The organism is Kaistella sp., from assembly GCF_049588135.1.
Taxonomy (GTDB): Bacteria; Bacteroidota; Bacteroidia; order Flavobacteriales; family Weeksellaceae; genus Kaistella.
Genome location: NZ_JBAVFG010000011.1, coordinates 1 through 16,998, shown reverse-complemented (window position 1 = coordinate 16,998; position 16,998 = coordinate 1). Strand labels below are relative to the sequence as shown.

Annotated in this window: 15 protein-coding genes; 7 read left to right on the top strand and 8 right to left on the bottom strand. The window is 33.1% G+C overall.

Features of this window, described 5'->3' with window-relative positions; all coding sequences use genetic code 11:
• Nucleotides 1–830 (top strand): HpaII family restriction endonuclease (locus WBY99_RS00845; RefSeq protein WP_423974458.1); only part of this gene is annotated, 830 nt, incomplete at its 5' end.
• 446 nt (nt 831–1,276) lie between these two features.
• Here the strand turns inward: WBY99_RS00845 and WBY99_RS00840 are convergent.
• The 8 genes from WBY99_RS00840 to WBY99_RS00805 form a co-directional block, all read right to left on the bottom strand.
• Entirely contained in the window at nt 1,277–1,411 is a 135-nt protein-coding gene (locus WBY99_RS00840) for a hypothetical protein (RefSeq protein ID WP_423974457.1), read from the bottom strand.
• Nucleotides 1,408–2,361 (bottom strand): L-histidine N(alpha)-methyltransferase, encoded by a 954-nt coding sequence (locus WBY99_RS00835; protein ID WP_423974456.1) that lies wholly within the window; start codon nt 2,359–2,361, stop codon nt 1,408–1,410. Before WBY99_RS00835 ends, WBY99_RS00840 begins: the two co-directional genes overlap by 4 nt.
• Complete coding sequence (gene egtB, locus WBY99_RS00830; protein ID WP_423974459.1) at nt 2,358–3,509, bottom strand: ergothioneine biosynthesis protein EgtB; 1,152 nt, start codon at nt 3,507–3,509, stop codon at nt 2,358–2,360. Before egtB ends, WBY99_RS00835 begins: the two co-directional genes overlap by 4 nt.
• Nucleotides 3,510–3,788: 279 nt before the next feature.
• Nucleotides 3,789–4,532: a 3-oxoacyl-[acyl-carrier-protein] reductase gene (fabG, locus tag WBY99_RS00825; protein WP_423974455.1), complete on the bottom strand. Its 744-nt coding sequence runs from the start codon at nt 4,530–4,532 to the stop codon at nt 3,789–3,791.
• Nucleotides 4,533–4,717: 185 nt separating this feature from the next.
• Nucleotides 4,718–5,278, bottom strand: a complete 561-nt coding sequence (locus WBY99_RS00820; protein WP_423974454.1) for a hypothetical protein — start codon at nt 5,276–5,278, stop codon at nt 4,718–4,720.
• Nucleotides 5,279–5,293: 15 nt separating this feature from the next.
• Nucleotides 5,294–5,968: a 16S rRNA (cytidine(1402)-2'-O)-methyltransferase gene (rsmI, locus tag WBY99_RS00815; protein ID WP_423974453.1), complete on the bottom strand. Its 675-nt coding sequence runs from the start codon at nt 5,966–5,968 to the stop codon at nt 5,294–5,296.
• 132 nt (nt 5,969–6,100) lie between these two features.
• Nucleotides 6,101–7,477, bottom strand: coding sequence for a UDP-N-acetylmuramate--L-alanine ligase (locus tag WBY99_RS00810; RefSeq protein ID WP_423974452.1), 1,377 nt, complete (start codon nt 7,475–7,477; stop codon nt 6,101–6,103).
• 7 nt (nt 7,478–7,484) lie between these two features.
• Complete coding sequence (locus WBY99_RS00805; protein ID WP_423974451.1) at nt 7,485–8,510, bottom strand: hypothetical protein; 1,026 nt, start codon at nt 8,508–8,510, stop codon at nt 7,485–7,487.
• A gap of 61 nt (nt 8,511–8,571) precedes the next feature.
• On the opposite strand from WBY99_RS00805, the gene WBY99_RS00800 reads away from it, so the two are divergent.
• The 6 genes from WBY99_RS00800 (at nt 8,572) to WBY99_RS00775 (ending at nt 16,996) form a co-directional block, all read left to right on the top strand.
• Nucleotides 8,572–9,162, top strand: a complete 591-nt coding sequence (locus WBY99_RS00800) for a thymidine kinase (RefSeq protein WP_193811278.1) — start codon at nt 8,572–8,574, stop codon at nt 9,160–9,162.
• On the top strand, nt 9,159–11,603 hold the full coding sequence (locus WBY99_RS00795; protein ID WP_423974450.1) for a bifunctional UDP-N-acetylmuramoyl-tripeptide:D-alanyl-D-alanine ligase/alanine racemase: 2,445 nt from the start codon (nt 9,159–9,161) through the stop codon (nt 11,601–11,603). The genes WBY99_RS00800 and WBY99_RS00795 overlap by 4 nt, the downstream gene beginning before the upstream one ends.
• Complete coding sequence (locus tag WBY99_RS00790) at nt 11,604–13,769, top strand: patatin-like phospholipase family protein (protein WP_423974449.1); 2,166 nt, start codon at nt 11,604–11,606, stop codon at nt 13,767–13,769.
• Nucleotides 13,770–13,772: 3 nt separating this feature from the next.
• A complete protein-coding gene (ybeY, locus tag WBY99_RS00785) occupies nt 13,773–14,180 on the top strand; it encodes an rRNA maturation RNase YbeY (RefSeq protein ID WP_423974448.1) in 408 nt (135 codons plus the stop codon).
• Nucleotides 14,181–14,270: 90 nt separating this feature from the next.
• Nucleotides 14,271–16,130 (top strand): tRNA uridine-5-carboxymethylaminomethyl(34) synthesis enzyme MnmG, encoded by a 1,860-nt coding sequence (gene mnmG, locus WBY99_RS00780; RefSeq protein ID WP_423974447.1) that lies wholly within the window; start codon nt 14,271–14,273, stop codon nt 16,128–16,130.
• A gap of 47 nt (nt 16,131–16,177) precedes the next feature.
• Nucleotides 16,178–16,996 carry a class I SAM-dependent methyltransferase gene (locus WBY99_RS00775; RefSeq protein WP_423974446.1) on the top strand — a complete coding sequence of 273 codons (819 nt, stop codon included), beginning with the start codon at nt 16,178–16,180 and terminating at the stop codon, nt 16,994–16,996.
• The last annotated feature ends 2 nt before the right edge of the window (nt 16,997–16,998 follow it).

Here is a 16,998-nt window from a genome sequence, read left to right as displayed (position 1 = left end):
ATTTTTTATTAACAAAACTCAAAGAAAAAACAAATGCAACTTTTTCAATTCCAGAAATCGAAAGTTTTATAAACTCTTTTGACAGTCATTCATTAAAAGCAAAATCAACTGTAAAAAGTGATATTAGAATTGTAATTCACGACCAACGAACAGGAACAAATCCAGAACTTGGGTTTAGTATAAAATCACAACTTGGTGGAGCTTCTACTCTATTGAATGCTGGAAAGACGACAAACTTTATTTTCAAAATCAACAATTTGACTTTAACTCAAAATCAAATTTTAGAAATTAACGAAATTGAAACAAGAAGTAAAATCAAAGATAGAATTGGAAAAATCACTGAATTAGGTGGCAAATTGGAGTTCCAAAAAACAGAAAGTTCTGTTTTCGGAAACAATCTAATTTTGATTGACAGTGCTTTGCCAAATATTATTGCTGAAAGCTTGAAATTATTTTTCACTTCGACATTTTCAACAACAGTAGAATTGACAAATCAAATTTCCACTAAAAATCCACTTGACTATAATTTAGAAACTAATCATCCTTTTTATTCTTACAAAATCAAACGTTTTCTAACCGACATTGCATTAGGAATGATGCCTTCAAAAGTTTGGGCAGGAGAATTAGATGCAACTGGAGGATATTTGGTTGTAAAAGAAAACGGAGAAGTTTTGTGTTATCATATTTACAACCGAAATGAATTTGAAGACTATCTTTTTGTAAATACAAAATTGGAAACTGCAAGTAGCACTCGACACGAATTCGGTAAGATTTACGAAGAAAACGGACAATTATATTTTAAACTGAATTTGCAAATTCGCTTCAAATAAAATGGACAAAAAAAGGACGATTGCCTAACAACGGTTTTGCGTAATGGCGGGTTTAGTGCTAATTTCAAGTTCAGTTTTTCAATTGAACTTTAGTGCAAATTTAAAGTTTCGTCTTCGAAATCCGCCACTACGCAAAGCCGACGGGCGGTAACGACGGTGTTTTTCACGCCGTATTTTCTTATTAGATTTCGATAATTTTTAATATGATCTTCTTTCGTTTTTCCATCATAAACCAGTTTTCTGAAATGATTAATCGATCGTTAAATCTATAGCGTAGCAAACTTCAACAGGACTTTCCAATTGATCTAATGTTTCATGTAAGGTGATATTGGGAATCAGTACCTTAGAAATTCCTAATTGAGAAATTTGATTTAAATATTTTTTAAAGTCGGTTTAAAGACAGAAAACCGAGAAGGAAAATAAGAGTTTATTTCTTGATAATCAACCTAATACAACAACAATGGATAGGTTGAAAATTCCTGATTTTGTTCTTGATATTTCTGATGAATTCTTTGCAAATAATATTGAGTAGAAATTGAGCCTAAACCCAAAATTCTGTGATGTGGCAAATCTGTTTTCATTTTTTCACTAAAATGTAATCTGCAAAATACTTTTGGGAATCTAAGAATTTATGCTTGATTTCCAGTTGTGAGCCTTTGAGTAAATCGTGCAAAATCTTGTCATTGTATTTACGGGAAATTTCAGTCTGAATCAATTCATTTTCGTCAAATTCAAATGATTTCGATAATTTTTTGATGTAAACCGTTTGTTTTTTGGTGCTTTTTAAATAGCTTTTCGCAATTCCTTCAGTTTCGGTGTATTCGGGAACATGTTCAAAATATTCAACTTTAAAATCTGCGCCCAATTCCCGGTTGATTCTTTGCAGCAAATTTAAATTAAAATCTCGGGTAATGCCCGCAGAATCATGATATGCGGGAAGTACAATTTTCTTTGATTTTATAAGATCTAAACCTAAAAGTAATTTTTCGTTTTTCTTTAAATGATTCGCAATTTTATTTAAAAACTTCTTTGCAATTTCATCACACATATTTCCCAAACTAGAGCCGATAAATAAAATGATTTTCGGTTTTGTGGAAATAAAAAGTTCATCTAAAACCCGAAAATAATCGCCTTGTTGCGAATCAATTTGTAGATTTGGAAATAAATTTTCCATCCGTTGCGTAATAACAGAAAGGCTATTTTGAGAAATATCTACGGGAATATATTTAAACTTGAAATTCTTTTCAAGCAAAGCTTTTAATAAATATTGTGTTTTTTTTCCATCTCCTGCTCCTAATTCTATCAATTCAAATTCTTCATTAGGATTGATTTCAAAAGACAAAATAAGAGGTTCAGTTTGCTGTTCGAAAATTTCTAATTCTGAGTTGGTTAAATAATATTCCGGCATTTCCATAATTTTTTGGAAAAGCTCATCTCCCGCTTTATCATAAAAATAATAGGACGAAATATATTTGGGATCATGGCTGAAACCGTCATCAACATCTCTTAAAAAAGTAGTTTTTTCTTTCATTTTGCTAATCTTATTCCGGTGACTTGCCACCTGTATTTCGGGTGAAAAAAGTTTCTGTAGGTTTTTCTTTCGTGTCCTTTTGGTGTTGCAGTTGAAGCACCTCTCAAAACCATTTGACTGACCATAAATTTGCCATTGTATTCCCCAACTGCTCCTGCTGCAATTTTAAAATTAGGATAAGGCAGATAAGCGGAATAAGTCCATTCCCAGCGTTTTCCCCAATCTAACAGATCAGCCGCAACTTCCCACTCAAATTCTGTAGGCAATCTCAATCCTTTCCAGGTTGCAAAAGCTTGTGCTTCGTAAAAAGAAATATGTGTTAAAATATGATCTGGTTCAATCGGTTTTAAACCTTCTAAAGTATAAGAATGCCATTTTCCCTCTATTTTTTTCCAATAAAGTGGTGATTTTATCTGATTTTCGTTCACCCAATTCCAGCCTTCATCTAACCAATATTTAAAATTTTCGTAACCATCTGCTTCCATAAACTCAAGGAAATCGGCATTGGTCACTAAACTTCGCGAAATTTCAAATTCATGTAAAAAGACTTTGTGCCGGCCTTCTTCATTATCAAAATGAAATCCTTCGCCTTCAAAACCAATTTCATAAATGCCTTCAGGAATTTTCAGCCAACCTTCTGCTTCATTTTTATGAGCCGTAAGATTAAAATTCTCTTTGTAAATAGGATGAATAGGATTGTAAGAAAAGGTATGTTTTAAATCTGTGATTAATAATTCCTGATGTTGCTGCTCATGATTGATTCCTAAAATAATGAGTTTTTCTAACTCTTGAGTTGGGTTATTCTGTAATAAATTTTCGATATGTTGGTCTACATATTTTCGGTATTTATAAACTTCTGAAACAGTTGGTCTCGTCATAGTGCCCCGTTCTGTACGAATGGCTCTTTCGCCTAAAGTCTGGTAATAACTATTGAACAAAAACGAAAAATGAGGATGGAAAATTTTATAATCTTTAAAAAATTTCTTTAAAATCATCTCCTCAAAAAACCAAGTAGAATGGCTTAGATGCCACTTTGGTGGACTTGCAAAATCTACTGGCTGTGGCAGATAATCCTCGATTTCGAGAGGCTCACAAAGTGCAACAGAGTACGATCGTGTGTTTTGAAATAATTGCAACAATTCACTCATCATCATCACGTTTTTATTATAATACAAAGAACTATTGAATACAATAAATATTCCGTAATTAGAAGCTAGCCAGCGAATTCCGAATACCTGAAAAAAAATCTTACTAGCAATTCTGCTGACAAAACTGCTAGTAAGAAGAAATAAGTTTTATTTATAGCCCCGATTGCAACGGCATCCTTTTTCTATCGCGATAGCGATGGGAAAAGATATAGTGGAAAGCGGGACGGGTTTTTATGAGAAGAACAAATCTTGTTGCTCCTTAATATTGATCCTAAAAGATTAGGTCAACATTCCGCCATCAACATTCAGAACTTGACCAGTTATGTACGCTGACATTTCTGAACCCAAGAAAACACAAGCATTTGCCACATCTTCCGGTTGTCCGCCACGTTTCAAAGGAATAGATTCTCTCCAACCCTGAACGGTTTTTTCATCTAAAGCTGCTGTCATTTCGGTTTCTATAAATCCTGGCGCAACCGCATTACAACGGATATTTCGGGAACCTAATTCCAATGCAATTGATTTCGAAAATCCAATAACTCCTGCTTTTGAAGCAGCATAATTAGCTTGTCCTGCATTTCCTTTCACGCCAACAACAGAAGTCATATTGATGATTGAGCCCGATTTTGCTTTCATCATCGGTTTAATAACGGCTTTGGTCAAGTTGAACACAGAATCTAAATTCACGCGGATAATGGTATCCCAATCGTCTTTGGACATTCTGAGCATTAAATTATCTCTCGTAATTCCTGCGTTGTTTACCAAAATATCTATTTTCCCGAACTCCGCCATTACATCATCAACTAATTTTTGCGCCGCATCATAATCGGAAGCATCAGATTGATATCCTTTAACTTGCGTGATTTTACTTAATTCTGTTTCTAACTCTTTTGCTTTGTCCACAGAACCTGCATAAGTGAACGCCACTTTCGCACCTTCTTTAGCGAAAACTTCCGCAATTCCCTTTCCGATTCCTCGTGTTGCACCTGTAATTAGGGCAACTTTTCCTTCTAATAATTTCATATTTAGATTTGTTATTTTTGTTTGACTTAATTACCGTCCCAATTCTTTAATTCATTATAAATCTTTAAATTCCCAGATTTGACATTTTCCATTTTTCTCTTTACATTATCAAGCATTTCAAAAACTTTCCATAAGTATACTGATTGCCAAAATTATCCACTAAATATTGCTTCATGTGAAATAATTTAAAAATTAAAACCTTTTGGAATTTTTGCAATATCTAAATCTTTTGGATTTGCGCCATTCAAAAGAGCATTAATAACTTCTTCTTTTTTCAGATTTTCAAATTCGTCATAACTCAAGTCAAACAATGATTGAAGGTTTACACTTTGCATTTCCTCTTCATTATCTATACGCTGGTCTGAATACGCTCTGATAAATTGCTTTTTGAGAATCTCTTTTATTTCAATGTTTTTATATTTTCTAAAATCACCCTCTTTAATTTTAAATAAAAGTTTTAAAAATGAAAAATCCTCAAGTTTTTCATTGGAAATCACATTATCTTCAAGAATATAATGTGCATATAAAATAAGCAGATCTAATGTCTCAAGCTTTATATCTTCAATTTTTCTAATATTATTCTCTTTCACACAATTATTAAATTCCTGAAATATAAAATCCTTCCGAGAAATTGTATTAATTATTCCTAAAATATTAAGACCTAATTCTTGCCTAAGTTTTTCTGAATTACAAAATGTTGAAAATTTTTCTGAAAATTGATACATACTATTAATTAATGTTAACAAAAGTAATATTATTATTTAAACCACATTATTGATGACTAACACTATTTCACCTTTTAAAGTTTTACTTTTGGAGAAGTCAATTAACTCATTGATTGTCCCCCGTTTAGTTTCCTCGAATTTTTTTGATATTTCTCGACTTAAACTCACTTTGGTTTCTTCGCCAAAGAATTCTTTAATCTGCTCTAAAGTCGTATTAATCTTGTGCGGACTTTCATACAAAATGATGGTTTTCTTTTCTTCTGCTAATTGTTTCAATTTCGTTTGTCTCCCTTTTTTTTGAGGTAGAAATCCAGCAAAAAGAAATTCGTTATTCGGCAATCCAGAAACCACTAAAGCGGGAACAAAAGCTGTTGCGCCAGGAAGACAGATCATTTCTATATTTTCGTCGGAACCTGCTTTTGCCAACAAATATCCAGGATCTGAAATCCCAGGAGTTCCTGCATCTGTTATGATTGCAATATTTTGTCCGTTTTTTAAATCATCAATTACTTTTTGCGTGCTTTGATGTTCGTTATGTAAATGATACGATTTCAGCGGTTTAGATATTTCATAATGCTTTAAAAGAAAACCCGAAGTTCGGGTATCTTCACACAAAATATAATCGACTTCTTTCAGAATTTTTACCGCTCTGAAAGTCATGTCTTCTAAGTTTCCAACTGGTGTTGGGACAAAATATAGGATTCCGTTCATTTTTTCTTATTTCTGTTGGAATAAATTCCAACGTTTCGATATCGGCCGTCGCTATGCGACTGGATTGTGAGTTGCAGAGGAACGGTCGATATTGCCTGAGATTTTACTCTTAAGCTTCTGTTCTATTTTATATTACAAATTATCAAATAATTCTTTACAAAACTCCTCCAAACTAGGATCTCTTGCTCCCATCAAAAGTAAAACCGTTCCTTCTTTTAATTCCGGTTTTAATGCTTTTAACAAATCATTTCTATCTTCAACAAAATGTGCTTTTTTTCCTTTTGCTCTAATTCCTTCAATGAGATCATTTGCCGAAATATCTTTCACGGCGGTTCCTCCTGCGTAGAAAATTTCGCTCATCCAGATTTCATCTTGAGGTCTTAATGCTTCTGAAATTTCTTCAATAAAATCATTTTTCAAAAACCGAGTTGGTCCATAACCGTGAGGCTGAAACCACGCAATTACTTTCTCCGCCAAAGGTTGGCAAGCTTTTATGCTCGCTGCACATTTCGCTGGATTGTGGGCATAATCATCAATCACCCAAACTCCGTTTTTTTGCCCGAGGATTTGATGGCGACGATAAATTCCTTCATATTTTGCCAAACTTTCGGCACAAGTTTTTAAATCAATTCCGATTTGATGTGCGACTGCAATTGCTGCAGTTGAATTTTCCACAGAATGTCTTCCAATAGAATTCATTTCAAAATGTTGACCTAAAACATCAAAACTTAAATGAAAACCATTTTGATTGAAATTTTTAGCAGAATATCCTGCATTTTCATCTTCAAATCCAAAGTCATTTTTTGAATTCACAGACAACGACTTCGTTAATGTATTCGATTGATTTACAACGAATAAACCCTTTGTATTATTTTTAAAAATGGTGAACAATTCTATCAGTTCATCAATTTCCTGATGGTCTTTATCAATATTTAAAAGCAAACCAATTTCTGGTTCATATTGAACAACAGATCCGTCGCTTTCATCAGCTTCGATAATCAACCAATCGCCTTTTCCGACCGCTGCATTTCCAATTTTTCCTTGTTTGATAATGCTTGTTAAACCCGCTCCGGAAATAATGCTTGGTTCAAATTGAGCATCCAATAAAATTTGAAATAACATCGCAGAAGTAGTTGATTTACCAGAAGTTCCGGCAACTGCAATCGTTTTTTTGCTTTTCGCAATGATGGACAAAAGTTCACTTCGTTTAATAATTGGAATCGCGAGTTCTTTCGCTTTTTGAACTTCAAAAACCGTATCTTCAATTGCGGTGGAAACTACGATTAAATCGGTTTTTTCTGTAATTCCGCTTCCGTCTTGCAGAAAACAATTGATGCCTTCTGCTTCTAATTGCTCTTTAGTTTTATTAAAAGTTTCGGGTAAAAAATAGCGATCGCTTCCGGAAACTTCTTTCCCAATTCCTTTTAAATATTGGGCAATTGCGCTCATCCCAACTCCAGCAACACCGATAAAAAACACATTTTGAAAATCGTTGATATTCTTAATCATATTCAATTTATAAGAATTTATTTTCTACAAGATTCCAAAGTCTTTGTGCGTATTCATCGGCTTTACTCCAATTTTTTTGGTAATAAACTTCACTGAGATATTGCTTTGCATCTTCCAAATTATCGAAAGAATTCAGTTGATCAATTGTTGCCTTTAATTCTTCATCATTTCCAGCGAATAAACTTTTGGTGAATGCCACTTTGTCATTAAAATCAAGCCGGAATTCAGGTTTCTTTCTTTCGGCTTGCATAAAATCTGTTTTGACATTAGATTTCAGTAAACTTCCTTCATCAGCTTGATACTCTTTAGCTGACAGTTCCTCTTCTAAAGAATCGATATCAAATAATTGTTGAACAACTTTCAACCCTTTAATATTTGCAAGTTTAAATTTTTTTTCAGCTTGTTGTTGTTCGCTATCTTCTTTATCATCGTCAATTTTAGAAGCATTTTCAGATAAAGTTTCATGTTTATTAAATTGAACGATTTTCCTTCTTCGTTCTTCCATTTCTTCTAAATCTCTTTCTTTCTGCGCAACTCTTTCTGCATAATCAGCTTCTTCTTGTTCAACACTTAAAGGAATTTCGTCGTCTTTCCATACATCTGATTCAGAAATAAAGTCTATTTGAATTTCATTATTTGGCTCTTTGAAACTTTCAGGATGTACTGAATTTTTGACAATTTTCTCTTCGGTTTCAATTTCATCTTCAAAATCATTCAATTCATTAGTGAATATTACTTCTTCTTCGATCATATCTGCAGAATTCCCTTCAATATATTCTACATGTTCACTTGCTTCATCGATAATTTTATTATCATTATCAAATTGATTATCAACATTTTTACTAGTAATAATCCGTGTAAAACTATCCTCATTTTTTTCTAAGATTCTTAAGAAAGCAATTCTATCAGTCACTTCGGTAAATAAATCCTGTTTCGCCAGAAGTTCATCTTTTGAATTTATTTTACAGAGTGTTTCGAGGATGGTTTTGGTTTCAAAAAAAATTTTATCGTGTATATCTTGGAGACTTTGCATATCAGAATCTTATTAAATTTCCGTAATTTTGAGCTTTTAAAACTTACGGCTAAATTAACAAATGTTTTTAGAAAATACAATAAATCACGCAAAACAAAGTGGCTGGATGGAAGTTATCTGCGGCTCGATGTTTTCGGGGAAAACTGAAGAGTTAATCCGACGGTTACGTCGTGCAGAAATGGCAGGGCAAAACGTAGAAATCTTTAAACCAAAACTGGACACAAGATACGCTGACGAAGAAGTGGTTTCTCACAATCAAAATAAAATTCGCAGCACTCCTGTAGAAAGTCCGAGCGAGATTTTACTGTTAGGTTCCAACTGCGATGTGGTAGGAATTGATGAAGCACAATTCTTCGATGAGAGTATTGTAGAAGTTGCTAATAAATTAGCTAACAGCGGAATACGTGTTGTAATCGCTGGTTTGGATATGGATTTTATGGGACGACCTTTTGGCCCCATACCCAACCTAATGGCAACGGCGGAATATGTTACAAAAGTTCACGCAATCTGTAAAAGAACCGGAAATCTTGCCAATCATTCAATGAGAACTTCGACCAGTACGGACTTGGTTCAATTGGGTGAAACCGAAAATTATGAAGCGGTGAGCAGAAAAGTTTTCAATGAAGAGTTTCTGAATAATGAAAATAGATGAATTACACCACCAAACAAATTGCAGAAATTACAGAATCCCAATTAATTGGTGATGAAAATTTGCATATCAAAAATATAGCATACGACAGTAGAACGCTATTTTCGGTAAATGATACTGCGTTTCTAGCAATTAATACTTCAAAGAATTCGGGGGAAAAGTATATTCAATCAGCCATTGAAAAGGGAATTAATATCATCATTTCTGAGCATCATTTTCCGCAATATGAAAATATCACTTGGATTATTGTTGATCATTCAATTAAATTTCTCCAGAAAATCGCAAAATATCATCTCGAACAATTTGATTTAAAGACGATAGGAATCACTGGAAGTAATGGTAAAACGATTGTGAAAGAATGGCTTTATCAGTCTTTATTTCATGATTATGCGACGGTGAAAAGTCCGAAAAGCTTCAATTCGCAATTAGGTCTTCCGCTCTCTTTGCTTGAAATTAATAAAAAACATCAGTTAGGAATTTTCGAAGTTGGGATTTCAAAACTGGGAGAAATGAAAATTCTTGAAGATATTTTCTCACCACAAATAGGGATTCTTACGCATATCGGTTCTGCGCATTCTTCGAACTTTGAATCAATAAATGAACTTATTGACGAAAAAATAAAATTATTTCAACATTCACAAATCATCATTTTTAATGGTGATAATGAATTGGTTTATAATAAAATAACTGACCGGTATTCAAGTAAAAAATTAATATCATTTGGTTTTAAAAACCACAACAACGTCTTTATCAAAAATGATTGGAAAAACAGATCCCAAGAGATTTTAATTCAATATTTTGAAGAAGAATTTTCTGTTCCTATTAACCAAAGAGATGAGGCCACGATCAGCAATGTTTTGTGTATTATTTCCGTTTTGAAAGAATTTGGTTTTGAAAATGATAAGATTATAGAAAAACTGAATAGTCTAAAATCCGTAGAAATGCGACTGGAAAGCGTGAATGGAATTCGTAATAATTTAATTATCAACGATTCATTTAATCTTGATTTGGATTCTTTAAAAATTGCATTTCAACATATTAACGAATATAATAAGCTTAACAAGACTTTAATTCTAACCGATTTTGTTGAAGGAAAAAATGCTGATCAGCTCTATCAGGAAGTTGCTTCTCTAACCAATGAACAAAATTTCAATTCAGTTTTTTTAATTGGTGACGAAATAACGCAACTGGAAAGATTATTTAATGCTAGAACTTTTACTTTCAGTAACACCTCAGAACTCATTGAAAGTGTAGATCTTAACCAAATAGAAAATCAGCTCATTTTACTTAAAGGAGCAAGAAAATTTGAAATCGATAAAGTAAAATCGTATCTGGAATTACAGAAACACGATACTGTTTTAGAGGTAAATTTGAATTCTATTCTTCACAATATTAATGTTCATAAAGCTTTACTGAAGCCAGAAACCAAAATGATGGCGATGGTAAAAGCGTATTCTTATGGCTTAGGCGGTTATGAAATTGCCGAATTTTTGCAACATCATCATATCGATTATCTAGGCGTGGCTTATGCTGATGAAGGAGTTGATCTAAGAAAAAATGGAATTACAACGCCTATTATGGTGATGAATCCGGAACAACACAGTTACAATATCATCATCGATTATAATCTGGAACCTGAAATTTATAGTTTTCGTGTACTTGAATTATTTAATGAAAAGTTAATTCAGAAAGGAATTCAACATCGTTACCCAATTCATATCAAGTTAGAAACCGGAATGCATCGTCTTGGTTTTAAGAAAGATGAACTGAGTGAACTCATTGAAAAGTTGAACTCAATGAATGTACAAGTGAAATCTATTTTCAGTCATTTATCATCTTCTGATGACGATGAAGAAAACGAATATACTTTAGCACAAATTCATATCTTTAATGAAAATTCACTACGACTTATTGAGGGTTTGAAAGAGCAACCAATTCGGCATATTCTTAATACATCTGGAATCGTGAATTATGCTGATTATCAATTTAATATGGTTAGAATTGGTATTGGAATGGTAGGAGTTTCTGCCAATCCTGAAATTAAAAAGCAACTGAAAAGTGCAGTAACTTTTAAGACGGTTATTTCGCAAATATCTCAAGTAAGAGCAGGTGAATCAATTGGTTATAATAGAAAATTCAAAGCATCGAAAGATACAAATATTGCAACAATCCCGGTCGGTTATGCGGATGGAATCCCAAGGTTAGTTGGTAATAATGCAGGTTTCGTTGGCATAAGAAAAAATTTATATCCAATTGTCGGTAATGTTTGTATGGATATGATGATGATTGATTTAGGTGATTTTATAGCGAAGGAAGGCGAAGAAGTTATTATCTTTAACTCAAATCCGTCGTTAGAAGATTTCGCAGTTTATTGTAAAACAATATCTTACGAAGTTTTAACATCAATATCTCGACGTGTTAAACGTATTTACATCAAAGATTAAATGAAAAAATATAGTATTTGTTTCCTATTTCTTTTGCTGACTATTTCTTTAAATGCACAGATTAAGGAAGGTTTTACTATCCCTAAAAATCCCAAAATTGGTTTATCACTTTCGGGTGGTGGAGCAAAAGGATTTGCACATATTGGTGTTTTAAAAGTTCTTGATTCCTTAGGAGTAAAAATTGATTATATCTCTGGAACCAGTATGGGAGCGATTGTTGGTGGTTTATACGCTTCGGGGTACACCGGGAAAGAAATCGAAAAAATAGTGATGGACACCGATTTTTATTCGATTCTTGCCAACGAAAAAACACGCCAAGAAACCACTTTCTTTAATAAGTCGGTAGATAATTATATCCTGACAGTTCCTATAAAAAATGGGAAAATCAACGTTTTACCAAGAGCGATTTCTACTGGTCAAAAGAATATCTATTTGCTAAAAGAACTCTTTAAAAATGTTTCTACTATTACTGATTTTTCAAAGTTGCCGATTCCTTTTATGTGCGTAGCAACCAATCTGGAAAGTGGCGATATGAAACTCTTCGAAAGTGGCGATTTAGTGAGCGCAATTATGGCGAGTTCTGCTTTTCCATCATTAATGGATCCAGTGAAAATTGGAGACTCATTGTATATTGATGGTGCAATGACCATCAATTATCCTTCCAAACCATTAAAAGATAAAGGAATAGATATTGTAATTGGAGTAGATTTGAGCCAAGGTTTAGCCAGTCGAAAAGATTTACAATCTGCAATTTCAATTTTAAATCAGGTGATTGATTTTGGAATTCAAAAAGAAACAAAAATCCAATATAAATATACGGATATCAATATTCATCCTAATTTAGAAGGAACAGGAGCAACCAGCTACGATGCAAAAAGGGCAATTCTAGATTCTGGCTACGTAGCTGCACAAAAATATACGCAAACGCTTACATTGCTTCCAAAAAAGGAAGAAAATCTACTTCGAGCACCCATGAGTACAGTATATTCTAATGTCTATAAAATAGATAGTCTCGTTCTATTAAATGATCGTATTTTTAGAAAGAATTATGTCTTAGGTAAAATGAATTTAAAGATTCCATCTCTTCAAACTTATGGTGGTATCAACAAAATGATTGATAAATTATATGCAACCAATAATTACCGGTTAATTAATTACGACATCATAAAACAAGATGATAAGAACTTTCTAAAATTAGATATTACAGAAGATGACACTCGTTTTTTCTTACGGTTTGGGTTGCATTATGATGAAATTTTCAAAACTGGACTAATGCTAAACGCCACGGCAAAACGACTTATATTTCGCAATTCAACGGTTTCTCTGGATATTGTTGTAGGTGATCAGCCACGGTATTATTTTAACTATTTCCTTGACAACGGTTATATCCCAGGACTAGGAGTTTACGCCTCAGGAATATCATTGGAACTAAAAGACGATTTGGGCAATATTTCTGATAAGTGGAACTGGCTTCGTAATGAAATATTCATTCAATCTATTTGGCGAGATAAATATGCAATCGGAGGAGGTCTCAGCAACGATTATTTTGAATCAAAACTTTTCGGAAATACTGGATACAGCAATCCAGAAAATTATATGAATGCTTATGTATTTATTAAAAGTGATACGCAGGACGATAGAAGCTTTCCTACCAAAGGTTTTCTTCTGAATGTAGAAGGTAAAGTGTTAGATATTCTTCACAAATATGATGATGGTAAAACGCTACAAGCAAAAATTACCAGTCAGTTGAATTTCCCAATCAATTCTTGGCTGACTTATCGTCTTGGTTTATTTGGAGGATTTACAGTCGGTGAAATTTTAAGTCCTTATTATGAATATCGTTTAGGAGGTATTTTTGAACAAAATTTAGGTAATTTCGTTAGTTTTCAAGGCTATCAATTTGGTCAGGCTGTTGCAAAAAATATGCTGAGTTCATCAAATACCTTTCAATTTAAAGTGGCAAAAAATTACTTTATAGATACTAATATTTCATTTGCTAATCTTTTTAATGACCTTAAGGTTGATGATATTCTATATGTATCAGATTCTTCTGCGGGATTAACTGCAGGTTACAAATCTCCTTTTGGACAGATAAAAATTAATTATAGCCAATCATTAAAAATTAATAAAGGGATGTTCAGTGTAATTCTGGGACATTGGTTTTAAATTATGATACAATATTTCTTTGAAGATATCGACCCCATTGAAATCAACTTCACCGTAACTGATTGGCTAAAAAAGCTTATTATTTCAGAAGAAAAGAAAGTGGGTAAAATAAACTATATTTTCTTATCCGACGAAGGATTACTCAAAGTAAATCGCGATTTCTTGCAACATGATTATTATACCGACATTATCACTTTTGATTATGTGAAGGGCAAAACCATTTCGGCAGATATTTTCGTATCTTTGCCCCGCATTTCTGAAAATGCAATAGCACATTCAAAAGATTTTAACTCAGAACTACACAGAGTTTTAGCCCACGGACTTCTTCATTTGTGTGGATATAAAGATAAAACAGACGAAGAAAAATCCGAAATGCGCAATAAAGAAGATTTCTATCTCAATATTTTTTAGGAACTTAATACCGCTTCCATCGGGACTAAAGTGCGGAAAATTTAATCAAATTTTAGCAATGTTTCACGTGAAACATTTTAAAACATCAAAATGATAAACGATATATACGACGTTATTGTAGTAGGCGCTGGGCATGCCGGCTCAGAAGCAGCAGCTGCAGCAGCCAACCTAGGTTCCAAAACCTTATTAATAACAATGAACATGCAAACCATCGGACAAATGTCTTGTAATCCCGCAATGGGCGGAATTGCAAAAGGACAAATTGTTCGAGAAATAGACGCAATGGGTGGTTATTCAGGAATTGTTGCAGACAAATCTGCAATCCAATTCAAGATGCTTAACCTTTCCAAAGGCCCTGCAATGTGGTCTCCTAGAACACAAAACGACAGAATGTTATTTGCAGAAGAATGGAGAATCGCCTTAGAAAAAACTCCAAATTTGGATTTCTTCCAAGATATGGTAAAGAGTTTAATTATAGAAAATAATAGAGTTGCTGGAGTTGTTACTTCTTTAGGTCTTGAAATAAGAGGAAAATCTGTTGTGTTAACGAATGGCACATTTCTTAATGGACTCATCCACGTCGGCGACAAACAATTGGGAGGTGGAAGAATGGGAGAACCTCGTGCCTTTGGAATCACAGAACAATTAGTAACTCTCGGTTTTGAATCTGGTCGAATGAAGACAGGAACACCACCCAGAGTAGATGGCAGATCCTTAGACTATTCGAAAATGGAAGAACAAAAAGGCGACGAAAATCCTCAAAAATTCTCCTACACCAACACTCCAAAACTCAGCAAACAAATGAGTTGCCATATCGTTTACACCAACGAAACAGTTCATGAAATTTTGCGAGAAGGATTTGACAGAAGTCCAATGTTTAACGGAACTATTCAAAGTATAGGACCAAGATATTGTCCAAGTATTGAAGATAAAATCAATCGTTTTGCAGAACGCGAGCGTCATCAACTTTTTGTAGAACCAGAAGGTTGGCGAACCGTGGAAATCTACGTTAATGGTTTCAGCTCTTCACTTCCAGAAGATATTCAAATTAAAGCAATGCGACATATTCCGGGCTTTGCAAATGCGAAGGTATTTCGACCAGGCTATGCAATTGAATATGACTACTTCCCTCCTACTCAATTAAACCATACCTTAGAAACAAAATTGATCGAAAACCTCTATTTTGCTGGTCAAATTAATGGAACTACAGGCTACGAAGAAGCAGCTGGACAAGGTTTAATTGCCGGAATAAATGCACATAATAAAGTTCATCATAAAGACATTTTTACTTTAAGTAGAGACGAAGCTTATATCGGCGTTTTAATAGATGATCTTATTACCAAAGGAACAGATGAACCTTATCGTATGTTCACTTCCAGAGCAGAATACAGATTATTATTACGACAAGATAATGCCGATATTCGACTAACTGAAAAGTCTTACAATTTAGGTCTAGCAAACGAAGAACGGCTTCTAAAAGTACAAGATAAAATTGCAAAAAGTAATCAATTAGAAAGCTTTCTTAGAGATACTTCTTTAAAACCAGGAATCATCAATCCTATACTAGAAAGTATTTCATCAGCGATAGTTGATCAAGCATATCGTTCGGCTCAGATTTTAACCAGACCAAATATGACTTTGGAAAAATTAGAAGAAATCGAATTCATTAAAGAAGCTACTCAACAGTATTCAGCTGAAGTGAAGGAACAAGCCGAAATTAACATCAAATACAAAGGCTATATTGAGAAAGAAAGAGATAATGTTGCCAAATTATCACGTTTAGAAACCATTAAAATTCCAGATAATTTTGATTATGAAAATTTGAAATCATTATCAACGGAAGCAAAACAAAAATTCAATAAAATAAAACCAAAAACAATTGCGCAAGCTGCACGAATTAGTGGCGTGTCTCCTTCCGATATTAATATTTTACTAATCTATTTAAAATAAATGTTTCACGTGAAACATTTACAAATTATACCTGCTCTACAACACTTATGAAAGTTAAAGATCATTTTCTAACTCAACAAGAATTCGAAATTAAAGAAACTTCTATTCCTGGAGTTTTAAAAACATATCCCGTCCCTCAAGATATTTCTTCCTATTATGATAGTGAAGATTATATTTCTCATCACCAAGACTCTATGACCTTAAAAGAAAAGTTTTATAAATTTTTTCAGAATTTCAATCTACATTACAAAAAAAATATAATATTAGACTTTGTAGGAAAACATAAAAAAGTTTTAGATTACGGATGTGGTGTCGGTGAATTTGCTAAATATATTGAAAATGATTTCGAAACATTTGGTTTTGAACCTAACAAATCAGCCAGTCAACATGCCATTAAAAAAGTCCACAAAACCAAAATTATTAACAATCTTGATTTTCTTAAAGAAGGATCATTAGATGCAATTACACTTTGGCATGTTTTCGAACATATCGAAAATCAAGATGAAATGATAAAAGAATTTTATGGCAAACTCAAAGAAAATGGTTTACTAATTATTGCAGTTCCTAATCCAACTTCTTATGATGCCTTGAAATATAAAGAATTTTGGGCAGCATACGATGTTCCCAGACATCTCTATCATTTCTCAAAATCAGGCATGGAAAAATTGATGACCAATGAATTCTGGAAAATAAAAAAAATAAAACCACTCCTACTCGATTCGTTCTATATTTCAATGTTAAGCGAAAAATATAAAAAATCATCGCTTTTTTGGCTAAAAGGAATAATCTACGGACTCATTTCTAATATAAAAGCATCAAAAACAGGCGAATATTCAAGTTTGATATATATTATCGAAAAAAAATAGTT